Raw genomic sequence first — 24,944 nt, 5'->3', positions numbered from 1 at the left:
CCCGAATACGTTACGCGTGCTTGGCGAGCCGGTAGCCGCTGCCGCGCACGGTCTCGATCATCGCATCGCAACCGGCCGGTTTCAAGGCCGCGCGCAATCGTTTGATGTGCACGTCGACGGTCCGCTCCTCGACGAACACGTGGTCGCCCCACACCTGGTCGAGCAGTTGCGTGCGACTGTGCACGCGCTCCGGATGCGTCATGAAGAAATGCAGCAGGCGGAACTCGGTCGGACCGAGATCGAGCTTGATCTCACTGCCTTCCGCATGCGCGGCGACCCGATGCGTGGCCGGGTCGAGGCGCAGCCCGTTGATCGACACGACGTCCTCGGTCAGCTGCGGCGCACGGCGGCGCAGCACGGCCTTGATCCGCGCCATCAGTTCCTTCGGCGAGAACGGCTTCGTCACGTAGTCGTCCGCGCCGATTTCGAGGCCGAGCACCTTGTCCTGCTCGTCGCCGCGGGCGGTGAGCATGATGATCGGGATGTGCTTGGTCCGTTCGTTGTTGCGCAGGTCGCGCGCGAACGCGATACCGGATTTGCCCGGCAGCATCCAGTCGAGCAGCACGAGATCGGGCAGCACATCGCTGATCAGGTTCTGCGCCTGTTCGGCGTTGTACGCACGAATCGGGCAGTGACCGGCGTGCTGGAGATTCACCGAGATCAGTTCGGAAATCGCGGGCTCATCTTCAACGACGAGAATGTTGCTGGGCATCGGCACCTCTTTTTTCCCCTGTACGGAGTCGATTAACTGTTGGCTTCGCGATCGAGCGTGTCGCGCGGCTGGTGCCGCACGTCCGTGCCCTTCACGATGTAGATGATGAATTCGGCGATGTTCTTCGCGTGGTCGCCGATCCGCTCGATCGCCTTCGCGATGAACAGGTATTCGAGGCCGACCGAGATCGTGCGCGGATCTTCCTGCATGTACGACACGAGCTTGCGCACGAACGCACGGAATTCCAGGTCGATCTCCTTGTCGTCCTTGACGATCTGCGCGGCGGCCACCGTATCGAGACGCGCGAACGCGTCGAGCGCGCGGCGCAGGATCGTCACGGCCATCTCGCCCGACACCTTGATCTCGGCGATGTTGACCGCACGCGCGGCCGGCTCGTCGACCAGGCGGCGCACGCGTTTGGCGATCTTCTCGGCCTCGTCGCCTGCGCGCTCGAGGTTCGTAATCGTTTTCGAAATCGACATCAAAAGACGCAGGTCACGCGCGGCAGGCTGCCTCCGCGCGATGATGTTGCCGCACTCCTGGTCGATGTCGACTTCCATCGCGTTCAGCGTTTCCTCGGCCGCGATCACCTTCTCGGCCGTATCGCGATCGAACTCGTTCAGCGCGTGCATCGCGCCGACGATCTGCGACTCGACGAGCCCGCCCATTTCCAGCACTTTCGACGACACGGCATTCAGGTCCGCGTCGAACTGGCTCGACAGATGTTTATCCGACATGGCTGTTGTTCTCCGTCATCAACCGAAACGGCCGGTGATGTAGTCTTCCGTTTCCTTGCGCACCGGCTTGATGAAGATCTTTTCGGTCTCACCGAATTCGATCAGCTCGCCCAGGTACATGTAGGCCGTGAAATCCGAGCAGCGCGCCGCCTGCTGCATGTTGTGCGTGACGATCACGACCGTGTAGTCGCTCTTCAGCTCCGCGATCAGCTCTTCGATTCGGCCGGTCGAGATCGGGTCGAGCGCCGAGCACGGTTCGTCGAGCAGCAGCACTTCCGGACGGATCGCGATGCCGCGCGCGATGCACAGACGCTGCTGCTGGCCGCCCGAGAGGCCGTAGCCGCTCTGGCTCAGCTTGTCCTTCACTTCGTTCCACAGCGCGGCCTTCGTGAGCGCCCACTCGACGCGGTCGTCCATTTCCGAGCGCGTGAGCTTTTCGAACATCTTCACGCCGAACGCGATGTTGTCGTAGATCGACATCGGGAACGGGGTCGGCTTCTGGAACACCATGCCGATACGTGCGCGCAGCAGCGAGATGTCGCGCTTCGTCGTCAGCAGGTTCTCGCCGTCCATCAGGATTTCGCCTTCGGCGCGCTGCTCCGGATAGAGCGCGAACATCTTGTTGAACGTGCGCAGCAGCGTCGACTTGCCGCAGCCCGACGGGCCGATGAACGCCGTCACCTTCCCTTCGGGAATGCTCAGGTTGATGTTCTTCAGCGCATGAAACTTGTTGTAGAAGAAGTTGAGGTTGTTGACCTCGATCTTCGCGTTCAGCGGCTCGAGCGGACGGCCGTGCGCCGCTTCGTGCGTGCCGGCCGGCGCAGCGGTGCGCTCGACAGGATTCAGGTGGCTTTCTGCCATATTCATCGGATTGCTCCGCCGTTACTTTTTCGAGAAGATCGTGCGCGCCAGGATGTTGAGTCCGAGCACACCGAGCGTAATCAGGAACACACCCGCCCATGCGAGCGCCTGCCATTCCGCGAACGGGCTCATCGCGAACTTGTAGATCGTGACGGGCAGGTTCGCCATCGGCTGGCTCATGTCCCACGAGAAGAACTGGTTCGACAGCGCGGTGAACAGCAGCGGCGCCGTTTCGCCGGCGATCCGCGCGACCGCGAGCAGCACGCCCGTCACGATCCCGCCGACCGATGCGCGCAGCGTGATCTTCAGCACCATGCGCCACTTCGGCGTACCGAGCGCGAAGGCCGCTTCGCGCAGCGCGTTCGGCACGAGCTTCAGCATGTTCTCCGTCGTGCGGATCACGATCGGAATCTGCAGCAGGGCAAGCGCGATCACGCCGGCCCAGCCCGAGAAGCGCCCCGACTTCGCGACGACGATCGCATACACGAACAGGCCGATGACGATCGACGGCGCCGACAGCAGGATGTCGTTGATGAAGCGGATCGTGCTCGCCAGCAGGTTCTTCTGACCGTATTCGGCGAGATAGACGCCCGCGAGGATGCCGATCGGCGTGCCGACCAGCGTGCCGAAACCGCACAGCAGCAGGCTGCCGACGATCGCGTTGGCGAGACCGCCGCCTTCCGTGTTCGGTGCCGGCGTCGATTCCGTGAACAGTTGCAGCGACAGGCCGCTGACGCCGAGATGCACCGTCGTGTAGAGAATCCACACGAGCCACAGCAGCCCGAAGGCCATCGCGCCGAGCGACGCGGCCAGCGCGATCGCGTTGACGGCCTTGCGCTTGCGCTGCAGGCGGTTGCGCATCGCGTCGAGCACGGCGCCGTCCGGCCCCGGGAAATTCATGATGGGCTCGCTCATTTCTTGCCCTCTCCCTTCTCGAGACGAAGCAGCAGCAGTTTGGAGATGGACAGCACGATGAACGTGATCAGGAACAGGATCAGGCCCAGCTCCATCAGCGCGGACGTATGCAGGCCCGGTTGCGCTTCCGCGAATTCGTTGGCCAGCGCCGACGTGATGCTGTTGCCCGGTGCGAACAGCGACACGCTGTCGAGCAGGTTCGTGTTGCCGATCACGAAGGTCACGGCCATCGTCTCGCCGAGTGCACGGCCGAGGCCGAGCATCACGCCGCCGATCACGCCGGTCTTCGTATAGGGCAGCACGACCTTCCACATCACTTCCCAGGTCGTGCAGCCGATCCCGTATGCCGACTCTTTCAGCAGCACCGGCGTGACTTCGAACACGTCACGCATCACCGATGCGATGTACGGGATGATCATGATCGCGAGGATCACGCCGGCGGCAAGGATGCCGATACCGATCGGCGGGCCGGCGGTCAGCGGGCCAATAATCCAGACGTCCTTGAACAGGCGGCCGATCGGCTTCTGGAAGTATTCCGCGAAGATCGGCGCGAACACGAGCAGGCCCCACATGCCGTACACGATCGACGGAATCGCGGCGAGCAGCTCGATGGCGATGCCGAGCGGGCGGCGCAGCCACACGGGCGACAGCTCGGTGAGGAACAGCGCGATGCCGAAGCTGACCGGCACGGCGATGACGAGCGCGATGATCGACGTCACGATCGTGCCGTAGATCGGCACGAGCGCGCCGTAGAGGTCCGAGTTGGGATCCCACTCGGATTGCCACAGGAAGCCGAGGCCGAACTTCTGGATGGTCGGCATCGACGCGATGATCAGGGAAACGATGATCCCGCCGAGCAGCAGCAGGGTCACGATGGCGGCGAGCCGTGCAAGACCGCCGAATACGACATCCCCGAGGCGGCTCGGCGCGCGTTGCTGCGCAACGTCGGCGGACCGTGAGGACGTATAGGAAATATCAGACATGGGTGCCTGCTTTTGATTGCCGGGCGCCGTAACGCCCGGCTTTACCGCACACACTGCCCGACCGGCACGGCCGGGCAGCGAACCGCTGCAATGCTTACTCTGCGGCGACCGACTTGCCCGACGCGTCCGTCACCTTGACCTTCCACTGCTTGCGGATTTCCGCTTCGACTGCCGGCGGCAGCGAGATGTAGTCGAGGCTGTCAGCAGCCTTCTCGCCGTTCTTGAACGCCCAGCTGAAGAACTTCAGCGTTTCCGCGCCCTGCTCCGGCTTTTCCTGCTTTGCGTGCAGCAGCACGAACGTCGCGCCGACGACCGGCCAGGCTTCCTTGCCCGGCTGGTTCGTCAGGATCTGGTAGAACGACTTCGACCAGTTCGCGCCTGCGGCAGCGGCCTTGAACGTTTCGGTCTTCGGCTCGACCACCGTGCCCGTCGAGTTCTTCAGGGCCGTGTAGATCATGTTGTTCTTCTTCGCGTACGCCCACTCGACGTAGCCGATCGCGCCCGGCAGGCGCTGCACGAAAGCCGCGACGCCGTCGTTGCCCTTGCCGCCCGTGCCCGTCGGCCAGTTGACCGTCGTGCCTTCGCCGATCTTCGACTTCCACTCGTCGTTGACCTTCGACAGGTAGTTCGTCCAGATGAAGCTCGTGCCCGAGCCGTCAGCGCGGCGGACCACGGCGATGTCCGTGTCCGGCAGCTTGACCTTCGGGTTCAACGCGGCGATCGCCGGGTCGTTCCACTTCTTGATCTTGCCGAGGTAGATGTCGCCGAGCACCGGGCCCGACAGCGTCAGTTCGCCGGCCTTCACGCCCGGCACGTTGACGACCGGCACCACGCCGCCGACCACCGTCGGGAACTGGAACAGGCCTTCCTTCGCGAGCTCGTCATCCTTCAGCGGAGCGTCCGAGCCGGCAAAATCGACCGTCTTCGCGATAATCTGCTTCAGGCCGCCCGACGAACCGATACCTTGGTAGTTGACCTTCGCGCCGCCGGTCTGCTGGTAGTCAGCAGCCCATTTCGTATAGATCGGCATCGCGAACGTGCTGCCTGCGCCCGTGATGTCGGCAGCGTGGGCGGCGACGGCGAAAAGCGCGCCAGCCAGGCCGGCAATCGCGGTTTGCATCAATTTCATGAGACCTCCAGTGTGTGAGCGGATGACTACGGCACCGCGAAGGTTAGGGGCTCCTCATGACGGTAATGTGACAATCGATGAAACTGGCGTGACAGTAACATGACTGGTTGAAAGGGAGTAACAGGGTCGGCGCGCGTGTCGCGCAGACGGCACCGGAGGGGCGATGGCGGCAGGAATTGCCGGCCCGGAAGGGACAGGATGACGCCCCGTTTCTCACTGTGTGACGGGATCGCAGCGCCGCGTCGGTGGTACGAAAAGCCTCCGCCGGCGGCTGGCCCGATCTCGGGGTCGGACGATTTTTCGTCCGGGGAATGCGGCAGTCGATACGCGTTACTTATAGGTATCGCAAACCTTTGCGTCTGACGAAATCGCGGCGCCCGAAGGCGCCGCATGCCGGTTCACCGGAACGCCGGCGCGCGGGCGGCCGACCGCCCTCGCACCGGGCCCGCGCGTCAGGCCGTCGCCGCGCGCACCGCGTCGGCGATCGTCTCCGCATGGCGGACCGCGTCGGCCGCTTGCTGCGCTTCGACCATCACGCGCAACACGGGCTCGGTGCCCGATGCGCGGATCAGCACGCGGCCGCTGCCGGCGAGCGCGGCTTCGGCTGCGTCGATCGCTGCGCGAATCGACGTGCTGCCCTTCCAGTCGGCACCCGGCTTCATCCGCACGTTGATCAGCTTCTGCGGGAACAGCGTGACGCCGTCGAGCATCTGCGCGAGGGTCTGGCCGCTGCGCTTCAGCGCAGCCAGCACGAGCAGCGCCGACACGATGCCGTCGCCGGTCGAGTGGCGATCGAGCGACAGGATGTGGCCCGAGCCTTCCGCGCCGAGTTGCCAGCCGTGCTCGCGCAACTGCTCGAGCACGTAGCGATCCCCGACCGCCGCCCGCACGAACTTCACGCCCGCGCGCTGCAGCGCGACTTCGACGGCGAGATTCGTCATCAGCGTGCCGACCGCGCCCTCCACCTTGCCGTCGGTCGCGATCCGGTCCTTCACGAGCACGTAGAGCAGCTCGTCGCCGTTGTACAGGCGACCGGTCGCGTCGACGACCTGCAGGCGGTCCGCATCGCCGTCGAGCGCAATGCCGAGATCGGCGTGGTTCGCGCGCACCGCGCGCACCAGCGCGTCCGGCGCGGTCGCGCCGACGCCGTCGTTGATGTTGAAGCCGTTCGGCGCAACGCCGATCGGGATCACGTCCGCGCCGAGTTCGTGGAACACGTGCGGCGCGATCTGGTACGCGGCACCGTGCGCGCAGTCGATCACGAGCTTCAGCCCGCGCAGGTCGAACGCGGCCGGGAACGTGCTCTTGCAGAATTCGATGTAGCGGCCGGCCGCATCGTCGAGGCGGCGCGCCTTGCCGAGACCGTCGGACGATGCGCATTCGAGCGGCTTGTCGAGCCACGCTTCGATCGCGGCTTCGGTGTCGTCCGGCAGCTTGTTGCCGTCAGCGGAGAAAAACTTGATCCCGTTGTCGCGATACGGATTGTGCGACGCGCTGATCACGACGCCCGCCGACAGGCGCAGCGCGCGCGTCAGGTAGGCGACCCCTGGCGTCGGCATCGGGCCGGCCAGCATCACGTCGACACCCGCCGCCGAAAACCCTGCCTCGAGCGCGGCTTCAAGCATGTAGCCCGACACGCGCGTGTCCTTGCCGATCAGCACGGTCGGCCGCGAGCCGGCCGCGCCATCGGCCGAGCTGGCCAGTACCTTGCCGGCCGCGTAGCCGAGACGCAACACGAAATCCGGCGTGATGGGTGCCTCGCCCACCGTGCCGCGAATGCCGTCCGTGCCGAAATATCGACGTCCCATAGCGAATCTTCCTCCTTCGTCTTCTGACTTATCGTTGCCGCGCGGCTTCGCGCACGGCATTCCAGACCTTCAACGCATCGACCGTCGCCGCGACATCGTGCACGCGCACGATCGCCGCCCCACGCTCGACCGCGCACAATGCGGCCGCCACGCTCGCCGCGACGCGCTCCATCGGCGGTTTGCCGCCGATCACCGCGCCGAGCATCGACTTGCGCGACATGCCTGCGAGTATCGGATACGCGCGCCCGTCGGGCCGCGCGGGCGCCGTTTCCGGCAGTGCGGCCAGGAGTGCATAGTTGTCGTCGACGACCGCCTTGCCGAACCCGAAACCGGGATCGACGCAGATCCGCTCCGGCGCAATCCCCGCGTCGCGCAGTGCCTGCGCGCGCGCGGCGAGAAAATCGCGCACGTCGGTCACGACGTCGCCGTAATCGGGTTCGCCGACCTGCATCGTTTGCGGCTCACCGAGCATGTGCATCGCACACAGCCCGCAATTGCCCTCGCGCACCGCGTCGATCGCGCCCGGTTGGCGGAACCCCCAGATGTCGTTGATCAGGTCGGCGCCTGCGGCCAGCGCCGCGCGCATCACGGCCGGCTTGTAGGTATCAATCGACAGCGGCACGTTCAATGGGCGCAGCGCTTCGACGAGCGGGATCACGCGCGCGAGTTCCTCGTCGAGCGGCACCGGCGGCGCGCCGGGGCGCGTCGATTCGCCGCCGATATCGAGAAGATCGGCGCCTTCGGCAATCATCCGCTCGGCCTGGCGCAGCGCATCGTCGCGCGCGAGGAAGCGGCCGCCGTCGGAGAACGAATCGGGCGTGGCGTTGAGAATGCCCATCACGAGCGGGCGCTCGAACGTCAGTTCGAAGCGGCCGCACCGGAGTGGCGCGGGAATTTGGGGGGAAACAGCGGAATCGGACACGGGCAACTGGCGTGAATGAATGCAAAACGGGCCGGTGTGAAGACACACCAGCCCGTGAACGGTGCTAAAGAGCGGAGATTATGCCGCCGGCGAAGCAGGCGCCGGCGCGTTGCCGGCCTTCACCTCGGCGCTGCTGCCGCCACCCGACGAATCGCCGCCGACAGCCGGCGAGCTCTTCGGGGAGCGCGGCGGACGGCCTTCCATGATGTCGTTGATCTGATCGGCATCGATCGTCTCCCACTCCATCAGCGCGGCGGTCATCGCTTCGACCTTGTCGCGGTTCTCTTCGAGCAGGCGGCGCGCAAGGCCGTACTGTTCGTCGAGCACGCGGCGGATTTCCGAATCGACCTTCTGCTGCGTCGCTTCCGAGATCGTGCGCGTGAAGCCACGGCCGAACGGCGATGCATCGTTTTCGTCATCGACGTAGACCATCGGCCCGAGCGCATCGGTCATGCCGAAACGGGCGACCATCGCGCGCGCCGTCTGGGTTGCCTTGTTGAAGTCGTCCGACGCACCGGTGCTGACGAGGTTCATGAACAACTCTTCCGCCACCCGGCCACCGAACAGGATCGCGAGGCGGTCCATCAGGTAGTCCTTCGAGTACGTTTCGTTGTCATGCTCCGGCAACTGCCACGTGACACCCAGCGCGCGACCGCGCGGAATGATCGTGACCTTGTGCACGGGGTCGGCCTTCGGCAGCAGCTTCGCGATCACCGCGTGGCCCGACTCGTGATAAGCGGTCGCACGCTTCGCTTCCTCGCGGATCACCGCCGACTTGCGCTCCGGACCCATGAAGATCTTGTCCTTTGCGTCTTCGAAATCCTGCATCTCGACGATGCGCTTGCCGCGGCGTGCGGCGAACAGCGCAGCCTCGTTCACGAGGTTCGCGAGATCGGCGCCTGAGAAGCCCGGCGTGCCGCGCGCGATGACTGCCGCATCGACGTCGTTCGCGATCGGTACCTTGCGCAGGTGCACGCGCATGATCTGCTCGCGGCCGCGGATGTCCGGCAGACCGACGTAGACCTGGCGGTCGAAACGGCCCGGACGCAGCAGCGCCTTGTCGAGCACGTCGGAACGGTTGGTTGCGGCGATCACGATCACGCCCGAGTTCGCCTCGAAGCCGTCCATCTCGACGAGCATCTGGTTCAGCGTCTGTTCGCGCTCGTCGTTGCCGCCGCCCATGCCGGCGCCGCGATGACGGCCGACCGCGTCGATTTCGTCGATGAACACGATGCACGGTGCATGCTTCTTCGCCTGTTCGAACATGTCGCGCACACGGGCCGCGCCGACGCCGACGAACATTTCGACGAAGTCCGAACCCGAGATGCTGAAGAACGGCACTTTCGCTTCACCCGCGATCGCGCGGGCCAGCAGCGTCTTGCCGGTACCCGGAGGGCCGACGAGCAGCACGCCGCGCGGAATGCGGCCGCCCAGCTTCTGGAATTTCTGCGGATCGCGCAGGAAGTCGACGAGCTCGGACACTTCTTCCTTCGCTTCGTCGCAGCCCGCGACGTCGGAGAAGTTCACCGCGTTGTTGTTCTCGTCGATCAGCCGCGCGCGGGATTTGCCGAATGAGAACGCGCCGCCTTTGCCGCCTCCCTGCATCTGCCGCATCATGTAGAACCAGAACACGATGATCAGGATCGTCGGCCCGAGGTAGTACAGCGCGGACATCAGCGCGTTCGGCTCGTCGTCGGCCTTGCCGCTGACCTGCACGCCGTACTTCATCAGATCGCCAACCATCCAGATGTCGCCGGGCGACACGATCTGGTATTTCTGGCCATCAGCCGGAGTGACGGTGAGGTTGCGCCCCTGAACGATGACGTTCTTGACCTTGCCGTTCTTGGCGTCGTCCATGAACTGCGAATAGGACACGCCTTCCTGGACGCGGGGCTTGTCGAACTGCTTGAACACCGTAAACAGCACCAGTGCGATCACCAGCCACACCGCTGCCTTCGAAAACATATTGTTGTTCAAAGCACCACTCCTTCACTCGTAGACGAGCGCCTACATTTTCCTTGCGGCGCCCCTCGGTCATTCTAATCCAGTCCGACCACCCTCGCCATAAGCATTGACAACCGCCGCGATAGCGCTTCGCTTGTCTGGCAAGGGCCGGAGCCCGTTTGCGGCACCCCGCCGCGCATCAGCGCGGACGTTTCAGATGCCGACCCAAAATGAACGTTTCGGACGATTTGTCGCGGGACGCCTTCGGCTTGCGCGGCGCGACGGTCTTAAACTGCTGTTTGAATTTCTCGACGATCTGGCTGTAGCCGCTGCCGTGAAAACATTTCACGAGCAACGCACCATCCGGCTTCAGATGGTTCTGCGCGAATTCGAGCGCCAGATCGCAGAGATGCTCGATGCGCGCCGCGTCCGCCGAGGCCACGCCGGAGAGGTTGGGGGCCATGTCGGAAATAACAAGGTCCACCGCGCGGCCTTCGAGCAATTCCTCGAGCTGGTGAAGGACTTCATCCTCGCGGAAGTCGCCTTGGAGGAAATGGACGTCGGCGATCGGCTCCATCGGCAGGATGTCGAGCGCGACGATCGTGCCGTCGATGCCGCCTTCGCGCTCCGCATCGCGCTTCTTGCCCTGCGCGAGCTTGTTGCGGGCATACTGGCTCCAGCTGCCCGGCGTCGCGCCGAGATCGACGATCACCTGGCCCGGACGGATCAGCTTGTCCTGCTCGTCGATTTCCTTCAGCTTGTACGCGGCGCGCGCGCGATAGCCCTCCCGCTGCGCCATTTTGACGTACGGGTCGTTGATGTGGTCGTGCAGCCAGTGCTGGTTGAAGCGGTTTTTTGCCATTCGAAAGAGAGATTGCTGCCAATTGCTTCGTGAAGCCGCGCTTTTAGCGGATAATACGCGTCTTCTTCGCGCGGCTGCGGCCCCTTTTCGGGCCCAAGCCGCGATTTTACGTGGTTTCGGCGCACGGCTGACGCGGTAACTACCCGCGATCGCTTTTCAGTCAGCGCGCCCTTATTTAGATTTCGACATTTCCATGCCCGCCCTTTCGCTTTCTCCCGCCGAGCGCTCCGCGCTGCGCTCCCAGGCCCATGCGCTCAAGCCCGTCGTGCTGATCGGCGCCGAAGGGCTCACCGACGCCGTGCTGAAGGAAATCAAGGTGCACCTCGACGCGCACCAACTGATCAAGATCCGCGTGTTCGGCGACGAGCGCGACGCGCGCATCGCGATCTACGACGAGATCTGCGATCGCCTGAGCGCGGCGCCGATCCAGCACATCGGCAAGCTGCTGGTGATCTGGAAACCCGAAGCCGCCGTTGCGGCCCCGGCCCGCGGCCGTCGTGCCGGCACGCTGCCGAGCGCGGCCGAAGCCGTGGACGACAAGAAAGGCCGTGCCCCGCGCACCGTCAAGGTCGTCAAGGTGTCGCCGAACGCGAGCCCCGTGCGCCGTCCGCGGCCGGTCAAGGTCACGGTGCGCGGCAACGAACGCGTGACGGCGGGCGGTACCGTGAAGCGTGCGAAAAAGCGCCAGGCCAGCACGAAGCGTCCGTTCCAGGACAAGTAAGCATCGGGGCGGCACGGCTGCGCCGTACCGCCACCCTGCCCGCGGGCCCGGCATCGACCGGGCCTGCGCGGCACACGCGTCAGGCGTCGCGCGCCGGCAGACGCCAGATCAGCATCAGCCCCAGTACGCTCTCGACGAGGTAGAACACGCTCGAGACGCCGTGCAGCATCCCGAAGCGGCTCGCATACGGCGAATTCGCGATATCGGTGCCCGCGTCCATCGCGGCGACCCGCAGCGCGTTCATGAACGGCTGCAGCGCAAAATACCCGACCAGCACACATACAACCATCGCGGCGACGACCCAGCGCACGCGGCGATATTCGCTGCTGCCGCGTCGAACCTGCTGGTTCGACAGCGCGAGCAGCAGCACGCCGCATACGACACCGAGGATCGCCTCGATACGGAACAGCTGGGCGGCGACCGAACCGGCCGTCATCCGCTCCAGCGTCTTGAACAGCACGGGCGCGACCGCATACCCGATCGTCAGCAGGCTGCCGACCCACACGGCCGACAGCAGACGGAACACGCGATGCGGCATCGTGTCGCCCCGCTTCAGATGTAGCTGACCGAGATGATTTCGTATTCGCGCACGCCGCTCGGCGCCTGCACGGCCGCGACGTCGCCTTCGGACTTGCCGATCAGTGCACGCGCGATCGGCGAGCTGACCGAGATCAGGCCGTGGTCGATATCGGCTTCGTCGTCACCGACGATCTGGTACTTGACGGTGTCACCCGACTCGAGATCCTCGAGTTCGACGGTCGAGGCGAAAACCACGCGGCCTTCGGCGTCGAGCACGGTCGGATCGATGACCTGCGCGGCCGACAGCTTCGATTCGATTTCCGCGATACGACCCTCGATGAAGCCCTGCTTTTCCTTCGCGGCATCGTATTCGGCGTTTTCGGACAGGTCGCCCTGTGCGCGGGCCTCCGCGATCGCGTTGATCACGGCCGGCCGCTCGACGGACTTGAGGCGCTGCAATTCATCGCGCAGTTGCTCTGCGCCACGCTTTGTCAACGGAATGGTGCTCATAAACGGCTCAATCGCTAAAAACGGCTATAAAAAAAATCACCGCGATTAAGCGCGTTTCCGATGCACTGGAAACACCGCCTAATCGCGGCACGTGTTGCTTCTACAGGTAACTGACTGCTTAGTTTAGGCGAGCGTGAAGACCTTGTAAATCATAGACTTCCAGATCCTTCAGGTAGCGCAAGCCTTCGACTGCCGCGCGCGCGCCCGACATCGTCGTGTAGTACGTGACCTTGTGCGCCTGCGCGCTCATGCGGATCGAACGCGAATCAGCGATCGCCTGGCGCGTTTCGTCGACCGTCGTGAACACAAGTGCGATCTCGCCGTTCTTGATCATGTCGACGATGTGCGGACGGCCGTCCTTCACCTTGTTCACGACCTTCACCGGCACGCCGGCCGCCTCGATCGCGGCAGCCGTGCCCTTCGTCGCGACGATCGGGTAGCCGAGGTCGTGCAGCATGCGCGCGACTTCGACCGCCTTCGGTTTGTCCGCATCCATCACGGTCAGCAGCACCGTGCCCGACTCCGGCAGGCGCGAACCGGCCGCGAGCTGCGACTTGAACAGCGCTTCGCCGAACGTCTGGCCGACGCCCATCACTTCGCCGGTCGAACGCATTTCAGGCCCGAGAACCGGATCGACGGTCGGGAACTTGACGAACGGGAACACCGCTTCCTTCACGCTGAAGTACGGCGGCTCGACTTCCTTCGTCACGCCCTGCTGCGCGAGCTTCTGGCCGACCATCGCGCGCGCCGCGATCTTCGCGAGCGGCAGGCTGGTCGCCTTCGACACGTACGGCACCGTGCGCGATGCGCGCGGGTTCACTTCCAGCACGTAGATGATGTCCTGCTTCGAACCGTCAGCCTGCGGCACCTGCTGGATCGCGAACTGAACGTTCATCAGACCGACCACGTTCAGCGCCTTCGCCATCGCGCCCGTCTGGCGCTTCAGCTCGGCCACGGTCTCCTTCGACAGCGAGTACGGCGGCAGCGAGCATGCCGAGTCGCCCGAGTGGACGCCCGCCTGCTCGATGTGCTCCATCACGCCGCCGATGAACACGGCTTCGCCATCGCAGATGCAGTCGACGTCGCACTCGATCGCGTCGTTCAGGAAGCGGTCGAGCAGCACCGGCGAATCGTTCGACACCTTCACGGCCTCGCGCATGTAGCGCTCGAGGTCGCGCGGCTCGTGGACGATTTCCATCGCGCGGCCGCCCAGCACGTACGACGGGCGCACGACCAGCGGATAGCCGATTTCGGCCGCCAGTGCGAGCGCTTCGTCTTCGGCGCGCGCGGTGCGGTTCGGCGGCTGGCGCAGGCCGAGGTCCTGCAGCAGCTTCTGGAAGCGTTCGCGGTCTTCGGCCGCGTCGATCATGTCCGGCGACGTGCCGACGATCGGCACGCCGTGCGCCTCGAGGTCGAGCGCGAGCTTCAGCGGCGTCTGGCCGCCGTACTGGACGATCACGCCGACCGGCTTTTCCTTGTCGACGATCTCGAGCACGTCTTCGAGCGTCAGCGGCTCGAAGTACAGGCGGTCGGACGTGTCGTAGTCGGTCGACACCGTTTCCGGGTTGCAGTTGACCATGATCGTTTCGTAGCCGTCCTCGCGCATCGCGAGCGCCGCGTGCACGCAGCAGTAGTCGAACTCGATGCCCTGGCCGATCCGGTTCGGGCCGCCGCCCAGCACCATGATCTTCTTGTTGGTGGTCGGCTGCGCCTCGCACTCTTCCTCATAGGTCGAGTACATGTACGCGGTTTTCGTCGCGAACTCGGCCGCGCACGTGTCGACGCGCTTGTAGACCGGGCGCACGTTGAGTTCGATGCGGCGCTTGCGGACGTCTTCCGGCGTCGCGCCGAGCAGCTTCGCGAGGCGGCGGTCGGAGAAGCCGCTCTGCTTCAGGTAGCGCAGCTCGTCGAACGTCAGCGATGCGAGCGTGCGGCCCGCGAGCGCCTTTTCCTTCAGGATGATCTGCTCGATCTGCTCGAGGAACCACGGGTCGATCGCGGTTTCCGCGAAGATTTCCTCGGCCGTCATGCCGATGCGGAACGCATCGCCGACGTACCAGATGCGATCCGGGCCCGGCTCGTGGATCTCGATCGCGATCTCGTCGCGGTCGGTCGACTTCTCGTCGAGACCGTCGACACCGACTTCGAGGCCGCGCAGCGCCTTCTGGAACGACTCCTGGAACGTACGGCCGATCGCCATCACCTCGCCGACCGACTTCATCTGCGTGGTCAGGCGCGAATCGGCTTCACGGAACTTCTCGAACGCGAAACGCGGGATCTTCGTGACGACGTAGTCGATGGTCGGCTCGAACGACGCCGGCGTCTGGCCGCCGGTGATTTCGTTCTTCAGCTCGTCGAGCGTGTAGCCGACGGCCAGCTTCGCCGCGACCTTCGCGATCGGGAAGCCCGTTGCCTTCGATGCGAGCGCCGACGAACGCGACACGCGCGGGTTCATTTCGATGACGACCATGCGGCCGTCCTTCGGGTTGATCGAGAACTGCACGTTCGAGCCGCCCGTGTCGACGCCGATCTCGCGCAGCACCGCGAGCGATGCGTTACGCAGGATCTGGTATTCCTTGTCGGTGAGCGTCTGCGCCGGCGCGACCGTGATCGAGTCGCCGGTGTGCACGCCCATCGGGTCGAGGTTCTCGATCGAGCAGACGATGATGCAGTTGTCGGCGCGGTCGCGCACGACTTCCATCTCGTATTCCTTCCAGCCGAGCAGCGACTCTTCGATCAGCAGCTCGCGCGTGGGCGACAGGTCGAGACCGCGCTTGCAGATCTCCTCGAACTCTTCGCGGTTGTACGCGATGCCGCCGCCCGAGCCGCCGAGCGTGAACGACGGACGGATCACGACCGGGTAGCCGCTGCCGCCGGTGCCGGCCATGATCTCGGCGTGCACCTGGGTCGCTTCTTCCATCGAGTGCGCGATACCCGACTTCGCGGAACCGAGACCGATCTTGGTCATCGCTTCCTTGAACTTCTGGCGGTCTTCCGCCTTGTCGATCGCTTCCGGCGACGCGCCGATCAGCTCGACGCCGAACTTCTCGAGCACGCCGTGGTGGTGCAGGTCGAGCGCGCAGTTCAGCGCGGTCTGGCCGCCCATCGTCGGCAGGATCGCGTCCGGGCGCTCCTTCTCGATGATGCGCGCGACGACTTCCCACGTGATCGGCTCGATGTAGGTCACGTCGGCCGTGTTCGGGTCGGTCATGATCGTCGCCGGGTTGCTGTTGACGAGAACGACCTTGTAGCCCTCCTCACGCAACGCCTTGCAAGCCTGCGCGCCCGAATAGTCGAACTCGCACGCCTGGCCGATGATGATCGGGCCGGCGCCGATGATGAGGATGCTCTTGATGTCTGTGCGTTTTGGCATGGCTTGTGAATTCAATAAGTAATCGTTGTCGTGGGTCGGCCGGCTGCGCTCAGCTCATCGTGGCGAGCGCGAGCTTCACCGAGAAACCGATGAACAGGCCGCCCACGCTGCTCGCCGCGCCTGCTGCAAGCTTGCGGCGGCGGCGGAAGTGCTCGGCGAGCCGCGCACCCGCGAAGATCAGCGTGCTCAGGTACAGGAAGCTCGCGCATTGCGCGATCGCCCCGAGCACGACGAACGACAGCGCGGGATGCGGGAATGCCGGGTCGACGAACTGGATGAAGAACGAGATGAAGAACAGGATCGCTTTCGGATTCAGCAGGCTCACGATCAGCGCCTTGCGGAACGGACGCTCGCCGTCGACCGCGGGCGGTACATCGGCCGGCGCATCGGTGCGCGCGCGCAGCTTCTGCCACGCGCTGCGCAGCATGCCGGTGCCGATGTAGAGCAGATACGCGGCGCCGCCGTACTTGACGACGGAGAACAGCAGCGGGTTCGCCTTCAGTAGCGACGCGACGCCGGCGGCGGACAGCACCATCAGCACCGTGTCGCCGACGAACACGCCGCACGCCGCGCGATAGCCGGCCTTCACGCCGCGCTGCGCCGCGAGCGACAGCACGTACATCGAGTTCGGCCCCGGCAGCAGGATGATGAAGATCACGCCGAACACGTAGGTCCAGATATCCGTGATGCCGAGTGCGTGGCCGAACATGATGCGAATCTCCCGTCCTTCGGTTGCGTCGGTTGCGTTAAGCGTTGCGCTGCTTCGCCGCGTCCATCAGCGCGGTGAAGCGGTCGAACAGATAGCCGATGTCGTGCGGGCCGGGCGACGCTTCCGGGTGGCCCTGGAAGCAGAATGCCGGCTTGTCGGTCAGCTCGAAGCCCTGCAGCGTGCCGTCGAACAGCGACACGTGCGTCACGCGCGCGTTGGCCGGCAGCGAATCTGCATCGACCGCGAAGCCGTGGTTCTGCGACGTGATCACCACGCGGCCGTCGCCGAGATCCTTCACCGGGTGGTTCGCTCCGTGGTGGCCCGTCTTCATCTTCAGCGTCTTCGCGCCGACCGCGAGACCCATGATCTGGTGACCCAGGCAGATGCCGAAGGTCGGCACGCCGCGCTCGATGAATTGCTTCGTAGCCGCGATCGCGTAGTCGCACGGTTCCGGATCGCCGGGGCCGTTCGACAGGAAGATGCCGTCCGGATTCAGCGCGAGCGCATCTTCCGCGCTCGCCTCGGCCGGCAGCACCGTCACGTGGCAGCCGCGTTCCGCGAGCATGCGCAGGATGTTGTACTTGACGCCGAAATCGTACGCGACGACACGGTACTTCGGCGCTTCCTGCATGCCGTAGCCGCCTTCGAGGCGCCATTCGGTCTGCTTCCACTCGAACGGCTTCGTGGTCGACACGACCTTCGCGAGATCCATGCCCGCGAGACCCGGGAACGAGCGCGCGAGTTCGATCGCTTTCGCTTCGTCGTCCGAGCCCGTCAGGATGCAGCCGTTCTGCGCGCCCTTGTCGCGCAGGATGCGGGTCAGCTTGCGGGTGTCGATGCCGGCGATCGCGACGACGCCTTCGTCGCGCAGGTAGTCGCCGAGCGTGCGGTCCATGCGGAAGTTCGATGCGAGCGTGGGCAGATCACGGATGATCAGGCCGGCGGCATGGACTTTCGTGGCTTCGACGTCTTCGGCGTTCACGCCGACGTTGCCGATATGCGGATAGGTGAGCGTGACGATCTGGCGCGAGTAGCTCGGGTCGGTCAGGATTTCCTGATAGCCGGTGATCGCGGTATTGAACACGACTTCGCCGATCGTATGGCCTTCGGCCCCGATCGAATAACCACGAAAGACCGTGCCGTCGGCGAGTGCAAGCAAGGCGGGAGTAAAAGACGGCAACACGGGAGGCTCCTTGGGGAACACCCTGCTGCCGACCTGTTTACCCTGCCGCGCGAGCGCCGCGCTGCGTGGGCGCGCGTGGTCGCTAGCTGAACGCGGCCTGCGTTGTCGAGACGCGAACCCGGCGCGTGGCGCACGAGGCTTCGCGGCATCGCCCGGCAGGCGGCGTGCGGCGGATGAACGGGATGTATGAGGTAGGCGCTAGGGTGCGAGGTTGATCAGCACAAACTTTCAAATTATAGCCTGAAAATGGCCTTATCTTCAATCGATACGGCCGTCCGATCGTGCGTGCGCGACGCGCGGCGGCGCGAAGCAGCGCGCTGCGGCCCCGTTTTACGCGGCCGCCCTGCCCCGAGCGTACCGCCGGATCAGTGCACTTGGCCAGCGCCGCGCGCGGGCCATACGTACCAGACCGCGCTCGCGAGCTGCAGAGCCAACAACACGCCCCATGCGGTGACGTGCGCGGCGGCCGGATAACGGCCGTCGACCGCGGGCCAGTGCGACAGCACCGCGCCGACACCGATCTGGAACGCAAAGATCAGCAGGAAGATCACGAGCGTGAGCGTCGTGTTCGCGCGGCCGATCAGATGCGCGGGAAAATGCCCGGCCATCACCGCGTAGGTCAGGATGCCGACGCCGCCGAACATCCCGTATGCGGCCCACAGAACGGCCGGCGGCAACGGCACGCGCGCCACGATTGCAACCTGCGTCGCGACGAACAACGCCATGCCGATGCCGCAGAACGCGTACACGGACACGCCGCGCCGCTCGAGCACGCGCGCCGCGGCGCCGAAGCCGACGCAGCCGGCCATCATCGCGAAGCCGAGCACCGACACGAGGCGCGCAGCATGCGGCGCATCGAACCCCGCGACGTCGCGCAGGTACGGCCCGACCCACAGCGACTGCATCGCGTAGAACACCCCCTGCGTGACAACGGAGAACGACGAGATCTTCCAGAACGCACGGCTGCTCAGGATATGCCACGTGCCCTTGAACTGGCTGACGAGCCCGCCCTGGTGACGCACCTGCTTCGCCTCCGGTGCGCCCAGGCCGATCGACGCCGCGACGGCCACCGTCAGCACCGCGAGGCCGAAACAGATCGCGCGCCAGCTCGCCCAGCCGAGCAGCCAGGTCAGCGGCGAGCCGACCATCACGCCGCCGAGGCCGCCCACGGCCATCACGAGGCCGTTCACGAGCGGCAGCCGGCCGACCGGGAAATGCTGCGCGAGCGCCTTGAACGCCGCGCCGAGACACACCGATACGCCGACGCCGACCAGCAGCCGGCCGACCATCATCGTGCCGAGGCTGTGCGCGGCGCCGAACACGGCCGCACCGGCGGCCGCGAACAGCAGCATGCCGGCCGTCACGCGGCGCGGGCCGAAGTGATCGAGCATCACGCCGGCCGGGATCTGCGCGCCCGCGAAGCCGAGGAAATAGAGACTGGTGAGCAGGCCGAGATCGGCGGCCGACAACCCGAGCTCGTGCGTGACGAACGGCGCGAAGCCCAGATTGACGCCGCGAAACACATACGACACGAAATACCCGACCGAAAACAGCGCGAGCACCCTCACCTGCACCGACGACATCGCCTCTCCTTGTTATATGAAGGCATTCAACGCGGCACCCCCGCGCCGCGCACAAACAAAAACGCCGTCACCTCGGTGACGGCGTTTCGTCGCATTTCGTCGGATGATAACGCAATCGCACGAACCGGGCCGGCCGCGCGATGCGCTCGCGACTGCGTTATTTCTTCTTGCCCTTGTGCGTTGTGGCCTTGGCCGGCGCCGCTTTCGTCGCTTTCGTCGATTTGGCCGCCGGCTTCGCCGCGCCGCGCTTCGCGCCGTGCGACTTGCCGCCCACCGCCAGGCTCGCGCGCTCGATGTGCGCACCGGCGGCCGACGTTGCGATCCGTTCCGGACCGGGCTCCGCCGGCACCGAACGGCCGACCGGCACGTGCAGCACGAGCGCCTGGCCCGGCATCACGAGATCGCGGTGCGTGCGGTTCCACGCCTTGAGCTGGCCGACCGACACGCCGTAGCGGCCGGCGATCGCCGCCATCGACTGCTTGCGACGCACGCGGATCAGCATCTTGCGCGTGTCGGGCACATCGGGTTCCATTGCAAGCGCGCCGTTTTCGGCGACGTCGGCGCTGATGTCCTCGTCGTCGTCATCGCCGCGCGGCACGACGATCGTCGAGCCCGGCTTCAGGCGCATGCCGGCCGGAATCTTGTTGATCGACATCAGCGTATCGGCGTCCACGCCGATCTTCTCGGCGATCGCGGCCGGCCGTGCGCGTTCGCTGACCGTATAGGTGGTCCACGACGAAAGCTGGCCGTTGTAGGCTTTCAGGTTCTTCTCGAACGCCGACGCGTTGTCGAACGGCAGCAGGATCTGCGGCTCGGTCGCGCCGAGGATCACCGGCTTCGAGAACGACGGGTTCAGCGAGCGGAATTCGTCGAGCGACAGGTTCGCGAGCTTCGCGGCGACCGCCACGTCGATATCGCGCGACGTCGTGACCGTCACGAAATACGGGTGGTTCGGGATGTCCGGCAGCGTCAGACCGTACTGCTGCGGGCTCGCGATGATGTTCTTCACCGCCTGCAGCTTCGGCACGTAATTACGCGTCTCGTTCGGCATCCGCAGGTTCTGGTAGTCGGTCGGCAGGCCGGCCGCCTGGTTGCGCGCGATCGCACGCTGCACGTTGCCCTCGCCCCAGTTGTACGCGGCCAGCGCGAGATACCAGTCGCCGAACATGTCATGCAGGCGCGACAGGTAGTCGAGCGCGGCGCTCGTCGACGCAAGCACGTCGCGGCGCTCGTCCTGCCACATGTTGCGCTTCAGGTTGTAGGTACGACCCGTGCCGGGCATGAACTGCCACATGCCGGCCGCCTTCGCGACCGACAGCGCCTGCGGGTTGTACGCGGACTCGATGAACGGCAACAGCGCGAGCTCGGTCGGCATGTGACGCGCCTCGAGCTCCTCGACGATGTGATACAGGTACTTCTGCGAGCGCTCGGTCATGCGCTGCACGTAGTCGGGCCGCTGCGTGTACCAGGTCGTCTGCATGTCGACGAGGTCGCTCTGCAGGTCGGGCATCTGGAAACCGCGGCGGATGCGCCCCCAGAGATCGGAGTCTGCACTGGTCAGGTCGCCGACGGATTGCTTGTCGACGTCGACAGTTTCTTTGGCGGTGGCTGATTTACGGAGGTAGTTGGACGTCGCCTGCGAATCGGCGGCGTTGTTGGCGACAGGGGCCTGGCTCGCACAAGCGGCGAGCAGCAGAACCACCATCGCACTCAATATAAGTCGCATGAAAATCTCGGCTTCCGACGGCTGGAAATTGCAGGCGATACTACGGAAGTGCGTGCTTCACGTCAATAAAAACACCGAAAACTCAGCGAAATCCTACATTTGGAGCAATTTTTACAGACACCGCTTGAGCTTTGGAGTCCTCCGGAAATCGTCATCGGAACCGGTTTTTCCATTCGCGCATCAGCGTGAACGCCGTCAGACGATCCGGCACCGTTTCATGCAACTCGGCCTCGAGCGTGGCATGAATCGCCGCGCTGTCCGCCCGCATGAACGGGTTAACGGCACGCTCGTGAGCAATCGTAGTGGGCAGCGTCGGCACGCCCCGCGCGCGCAGCGCCTGCGCTTCGTCGCGCCACGCAGCGAGCGCCGCATTGCCGGGCTCGCATGCGAGCGCGAAGCGAATATTGGACAGCGTGTATTCGTGGGCACAATGCACGCGCGTGTCGCCCGGCAGCGCGGCGAGCGCGTCGAGCGACGCGAGCATCTGCGCGGGCGTGCCCTCGAACAGGCGGCCGCAGCCGCACGAAAACAGCGTATCGCCGCAGAACACGTGCGGCGCCGCGTTGCGCGGCCCGGCCGCCTGGAAATAGGCGATGTGGCCGCGCGTGTGACCGGGCACGTCGAGCACGTCGAATGCGACGGACGGTGCGTCGAGCGTCACGCGATCGCCGCCTGCAAGCGGCCGCGTGACCACGCCGATCGCCTCGGCCGCAGGGCCGTAAACCGCGAGCGGAGCATCGTCCGGTTGGCTATCGCGCAGTGCCGCGACACCGCCGACGTGGTCGGCATGATGGTGCGTGAGTAAAATAGCGGTCAACCGCCAGCCTCGTTCGGCAAGAACCCGGCGCACCGGCGCGGCTTCACCCGGATCGACGGCGATCGCATCGCGGCCGTCCGAGACGAGCCAGATATAGTTGTCATCGAATGCCGGAACCGGCACGTATTCCAGCTCGTTCATGGGCGCGCAATCATCGTTATGTCTGACCGTCAAATTATAGACTGGCCCGCCTGGACCGACTCGCCTCCCGGCCGCTACGTGCTGGGCTGGGAGCAGGCGCAGCTCGACCGGATCGTGTCCGACGTCTTTGGGTTCCACGCGCTGCAGCTCGGCCTGCCGCAGCTCGACGCGCTGCGCGAGAACCGCATGCCGTATCGCGGCCTCGTGCTCGATCCGGCGAGCGGCGCGAGCGCGCCCTATCAGTATCCGTGGGCCCGCGAAGCCCATTCGCCCGAGCATGCGCCCGCCGATCGCAGCACGACCTGGTGCGACCTGCTCGACCTGCCGTTCGAGTCGCAGAGCGTCGACCTGATCGTGATGCCGCACACGCTCGAATTCACGTCCGATCCGCACCGCCTGCTGCGCGAGGCCGAGCGCGTGCTGATGCCGGAAGGCCAGCTCGTGATCACCGGCTTCAATTCGCTCAGCCTGTGGGGCATGCGGCAATCGTTCGGGCGCATGGCGAACCGTCCGTTCGTGCCGGCCACGCGCGACCAGATCGCGTTCATCCGGCTCAAGGACTGGATCAAGCTGCTCGGCTTCGACCTCGAACGCGGCCGCTTCGGCTGCTACCGGCCGCCGCTCGTCACCGACAAGTGGCTGGCCCGCTACGGCTTCATGGAAGCCGCCGGCGACCGCTGGTGGCCGATCTTCGGCGCCGTCTACATGGTGACGGCCGTCAAGCGCGTGCGCGGCATGCGCCTCGTCGGCCAGATCCGGATGAAGAAACCCGTGCTCGCACCGGGCCTGACGCCGGCGGCCTCCCCGACCACCCATCAAGAACATTCATGACAATCGATACGATCGACATCTATACCGACGGCGCCTGCAAGGGCAACCCCGGCCCCGGCGGCTGGGGCGCATTGATGCGCTACGGCGACAAGGAAAAGGAGCTGTTCGGCGGCGAGCCGAACACGACCAACAACCGCATGGAGCTGATGGGCGTGATCGCCGCGCTCGAAGCGCTGAAGCGGCCGTGCCAGGTGATCGTGCACACCGACTCGCAATACGTGCAGAAAGGCATCAGCGAGTGGATCCACGGCTGGAAGAAAAAAGGCTGGGTCACCGCGGCGAAGACGCCCGTGAAGAACGCCGACCTGTGGAAGCGGCTCGACGCGCTCGTCGCGCAGCACGAGGTCGAGTGGCGCTGGGTCAAGGGCCACGCGGGCCATCCCGAAAACGAGCGCGCGGATGCGCTCGCGAATCGCGGCGTCGAATCGCTCACGGCCTGAACGCGGGCCGCCCCCCCTGTTTCCTACGTTTTCCCCGACATGCGCCAGATCATTCTCGATACCGAAACCACCGGCCTGAACGCCCGCACGGGCGACCGCCTCATCGAAATCGGCTGCGTCGAGCTGCTGAACCGGCGGCTCACCGGCAACAACCTGCACTTTTACGTGAACCCCGAGCGCGACAGCGATCCGGGCGCGCTGGCGGTGCACGGCCTCACGACCGAATTCCTCAGCGACAAGCCGAAATTCGCGGAAGTCGCCGACCAGATCCGCGACTTCGTGAAGGACGCCGAGCTGATCATCCACAATGCGCCGTTCGACCTTGGCTTTCTCGACGCGGAATTCGCGCGGCTCGGCCTGCCGCCGTTCACCGAACATTGCGGCGGCGTGATCGACACGCTCGTGCAGGCCAAGCAGATGTTCCCCGGCAAGCGCAACTCGCTCGACGCGCTGTGCGACCGCTTCGGCATCAGCAACGCGCACCGTACGCTGCACGGCGCACTGCTCGACTCGGAGCTGCTCGCCGAGGTCTATCTCGCGATGACGCGCGGCCAGGACAGCCTCGTGATCGACATGCTCGACGACGCGGGTGCCGACGGCGGCGCGGCAAACGGCCAGCGCGTGTCGCTCGCCGCGCTCGACCTGGCCGTGGTGGCCGCGAGCGACGACGAGCTCGCCGCGCACCAGGCGCAGCTCGACGAGCTCGACAAGTCGGTCAAGGGCACCTGCGTATGGCGCCAGTCCGCCGACGCAGGCGCCGCCGAAACGGCCTGAAACACACGGCACACGGCATGCGCCGCGGCCGCGCTCACGCGCGCGGCTGCAGCGCGATGACCGCCATTCCGCCGAGCGCGAGCGCCGCGCCGGCCACGTCCCAGCGGGTCAGCGCGACGCCGTCGACCACTCGCAGCCAGACCAGCGCCACCGCGATGTACACGCCGCCGTACGCGGCATAGGTGCGCCCCGCCGCACTCGGGTGCAGCGTCAGTAGCCACGCGAACAACGCGAGCGACAGCGCGGCCGGCAGCAGCAGCCACACCGGCCGCCCCTCCTTCAGCACGAGCCACGGCAGGTAACAGCCGACGATTTCGGCCAGCGCGGTGGCGGCGAACAGCGCCGCGATCCTCATCAGTTCGGTCATCCGGTTCCTCGTGAATTCGCCCCCGCCACCGCGAGGCGGCACGGCCCCGCCGCGCGCCGCCGATCATACCCGAGCCGCCCCCGCCGAACGCCCCGCCAGACGGGCGTTTCCCGGCAATTTGCACGATCATCCGTCATCGTGCTATCATGTCGCCTGTTTCAACATTCAATCTCTGTCTATTCGATTTCGAGAGAAGTCCGTCCGCGCGTTGCGGGCCGGCCCTTCGACCGAAATTGCACCCACAGGAAAGCCCGCCCGACAGGCCCGCTTTTCTCGTTTCGTTGCCCCTCCGGGGCGCTTGCCGGAACGCCGGACATCGTCCGCACCGGCATCTGCCGCTTGCATCACGCGGCCCATTCTTCATGAGCGCACTGTCG

General features: G+C 65.5%; 23 protein-coding genes. 4 read left to right on the top strand and 19 right to left on the bottom strand.

Going from position 1 to position 24,944, the window contains the following annotated elements:
• Positions 1-10: 10 nt before the first annotated feature.
• The 10 genes from phoB to E9536_RS13675 form a co-directional block, all read right to left on the bottom strand.
• Positions 11-712 (bottom strand): phosphate regulon transcriptional regulator PhoB, encoded by a 702-nt coding sequence (gene phoB, locus E9536_RS13725; RefSeq protein ID WP_027787869.1) that lies wholly within the window; start codon positions 710-712, stop codon positions 11-13.
• A 32-nt stretch (positions 713-744) separates the two neighbouring features.
• Positions 745-1,449 (bottom strand): phosphate signaling complex protein PhoU, encoded by a 705-nt coding sequence (gene phoU, locus E9536_RS13720; protein WP_027787870.1) that lies wholly within the window; start codon positions 1,447-1,449, stop codon positions 745-747.
• Positions 1,450-1,467: 18 nt separating this feature from the next.
• Positions 1,468-2,316 carry a phosphate ABC transporter ATP-binding protein PstB gene (gene pstB / locus E9536_RS13715; protein ID WP_027787871.1) on the bottom strand — a complete coding sequence of 283 codons (849 nt, stop codon included), beginning with the start codon at positions 2,314-2,316 and terminating at the stop codon, positions 1,468-1,470.
• Positions 2,317-2,331: 15 nt separating this feature from the next.
• Entirely contained in the window at positions 2,332-3,225 is an 894-nt protein-coding gene (gene pstA / locus E9536_RS13710) for a phosphate ABC transporter permease PstA (RefSeq protein WP_027787872.1), read from the bottom strand.
• Positions 3,222-4,208, bottom strand: coding sequence for a phosphate ABC transporter permease PstC (gene pstC / locus E9536_RS13705; RefSeq protein ID WP_027787873.1), 987 nt, complete (start codon positions 4,206-4,208; stop codon positions 3,222-3,224). Before pstC ends, pstA begins: the two co-directional genes overlap by 4 nt.
• Positions 4,209-4,302: 94 nt before the next feature.
• Positions 4,303-5,337, bottom strand: coding sequence for a phosphate ABC transporter substrate-binding protein PstS (pstS, locus tag E9536_RS13700; RefSeq protein WP_059681994.1), 1,035 nt, complete (start codon positions 5,335-5,337; stop codon positions 4,303-4,305).
• A gap of 452 nt (positions 5,338-5,789) precedes the next feature.
• Complete coding sequence (gene glmM / locus E9536_RS13690) at positions 5,790-7,145, bottom strand: phosphoglucosamine mutase (protein WP_021163356.1); 1,356 nt, start codon at positions 7,143-7,145, stop codon at positions 5,790-5,792.
• Positions 7,146-7,173: 28 nt separating this feature from the next.
• A complete protein-coding gene (folP, locus tag E9536_RS13685) occupies positions 7,174-8,073 on the bottom strand; it encodes a dihydropteroate synthase (RefSeq protein WP_136469980.1) in 900 nt (299 codons plus the stop codon).
• A gap of 72 nt (positions 8,074-8,145) precedes the next feature.
• Complete coding sequence (gene ftsH, locus E9536_RS13680; protein WP_021163358.1) at positions 8,146-10,044, bottom strand: ATP-dependent zinc metalloprotease FtsH; 1,899 nt, start codon at positions 10,042-10,044, stop codon at positions 8,146-8,148.
• 166 nt (positions 10,045-10,210) lie between these two features.
• Positions 10,211-10,873 (bottom strand): RlmE family RNA methyltransferase, encoded by a 663-nt coding sequence (locus E9536_RS13675; protein WP_091922295.1) that lies wholly within the window; start codon positions 10,871-10,873, stop codon positions 10,211-10,213.
• Between the two features lie 193 nt (positions 10,874-11,066).
• Between E9536_RS13675 and E9536_RS13670 the strand changes: the two genes are divergently transcribed.
• Positions 11,067-11,594 carry a YhbY family RNA-binding protein gene (locus E9536_RS13670; RefSeq protein ID WP_027787876.1) on the top strand — a complete coding sequence of 176 codons (528 nt, stop codon included), beginning with the start codon at positions 11,067-11,069 and terminating at the stop codon, positions 11,592-11,594.
• Between the two features lie 79 nt (positions 11,595-11,673).
• Here E9536_RS13670 and E9536_RS13665 read toward each other — a convergent pair whose 3' ends face one another.
• The 8 genes from E9536_RS13665 to gloB all read right to left on the bottom strand — a co-directional run bounded on the left by E9536_RS13665 (position 11,674) and on the right by gloB (position 22,155).
• Complete coding sequence (locus E9536_RS13665; protein ID WP_021163361.1) at positions 11,674-12,132, bottom strand: DUF4149 domain-containing protein; 459 nt, start codon at positions 12,130-12,132, stop codon at positions 11,674-11,676.
• Between the two features lie 14 nt (positions 12,133-12,146).
• Positions 12,147-12,623 carry a transcription elongation factor GreA gene (gene greA / locus E9536_RS13660; RefSeq protein ID WP_021163362.1) on the bottom strand — a complete coding sequence of 159 codons (477 nt, stop codon included), beginning with the start codon at positions 12,621-12,623 and terminating at the stop codon, positions 12,147-12,149.
• 118 nt (positions 12,624-12,741) lie between these two features.
• Positions 12,742-15,996 (bottom strand): carbamoyl-phosphate synthase large subunit, encoded by a 3,255-nt coding sequence (gene carB / locus E9536_RS13655; RefSeq protein WP_027787877.1) that lies wholly within the window; start codon positions 15,994-15,996, stop codon positions 12,742-12,744.
• A 49-nt stretch (positions 15,997-16,045) separates the two neighbouring features.
• The gene (gene leuE, locus E9536_RS13650) at positions 16,046-16,705 is read right to left on the bottom strand and encodes a leucine efflux protein LeuE (RefSeq protein ID WP_060196216.1); all 660 of its coding nucleotides are present in this window, start codon (positions 16,703-16,705) and stop codon (positions 16,046-16,048) included.
• Between the two features lie 37 nt (positions 16,706-16,742).
• On the bottom strand, positions 16,743-17,888 hold the full coding sequence (gene carA, locus E9536_RS13645; RefSeq protein WP_027787879.1) for a glutamine-hydrolyzing carbamoyl-phosphate synthase small subunit: 1,146 nt from the start codon (positions 17,886-17,888) through the stop codon (positions 16,743-16,745).
• 365 nt (positions 17,889-18,253) lie between these two features.
• A complete protein-coding gene (locus tag E9536_RS13635; protein ID WP_136469979.1) occupies positions 18,254-19,471 on the bottom strand; it encodes an MFS transporter in 1,218 nt (405 codons plus the stop codon).
• A 157-nt stretch (positions 19,472-19,628) separates the two neighbouring features.
• Positions 19,629-21,197 carry a transglycosylase SLT domain-containing protein gene (locus tag E9536_RS13630; RefSeq protein WP_027787880.1) on the bottom strand — a complete coding sequence of 523 codons (1,569 nt, stop codon included), beginning with the start codon at positions 21,195-21,197 and terminating at the stop codon, positions 19,629-19,631.
• 151 nt (positions 21,198-21,348) lie between these two features.
• Positions 21,349-22,155, bottom strand: a complete 807-nt coding sequence (gene gloB, locus E9536_RS13625; RefSeq protein WP_027787881.1) for a hydroxyacylglutathione hydrolase — start codon at positions 22,153-22,155, stop codon at positions 21,349-21,351.
• An 18-nt stretch (positions 22,156-22,173) separates the two neighbouring features.
• On the opposite strand from gloB, the gene E9536_RS13620 reads away from it, so the two are divergent.
• From E9536_RS13620 to dnaQ, 3 genes are read left to right on the top strand one after another with little or no spacing between them, the layout of a single operon-like run.
• Positions 22,174-22,986, top strand: a complete 813-nt coding sequence (locus tag E9536_RS13620; protein WP_027787882.1) for a class I SAM-dependent methyltransferase — start codon at positions 22,174-22,176, stop codon at positions 22,984-22,986.
• Complete coding sequence (gene rnhA, locus E9536_RS13615) at positions 22,983-23,426, top strand: ribonuclease HI (protein ID WP_021163370.1); 444 nt, start codon at positions 22,983-22,985, stop codon at positions 23,424-23,426. The genes E9536_RS13620 and rnhA overlap by 4 nt, the downstream gene beginning before the upstream one ends.
• A 39-nt stretch (positions 23,427-23,465) precedes the next feature.
• Positions 23,466-24,200 (top strand): DNA polymerase III subunit epsilon, encoded by a 735-nt coding sequence (dnaQ, locus tag E9536_RS13610; protein WP_027787883.1) that lies wholly within the window; start codon positions 23,466-23,468, stop codon positions 24,198-24,200.
• A gap of 34 nt (positions 24,201-24,234) precedes the next feature.
• Here dnaQ and E9536_RS13605 read toward each other — a convergent pair whose 3' ends face one another.
• Positions 24,235-24,567, bottom strand: coding sequence for a YnfA family protein (locus E9536_RS13605; protein WP_059527239.1), 333 nt, complete (start codon positions 24,565-24,567; stop codon positions 24,235-24,237).
• Positions 24,568-24,944: the final 377 nt, after the last annotated feature.

The organism is Burkholderia sp. LS-044, from assembly GCF_004803625.1.
GTDB lineage: Bacteria > Pseudomonadota > Gammaproteobacteria > Burkholderiales > Burkholderiaceae > Burkholderia > Burkholderia cepacia.
This window is presented reverse-complemented; position numbering and strand designations above follow the sequence as displayed.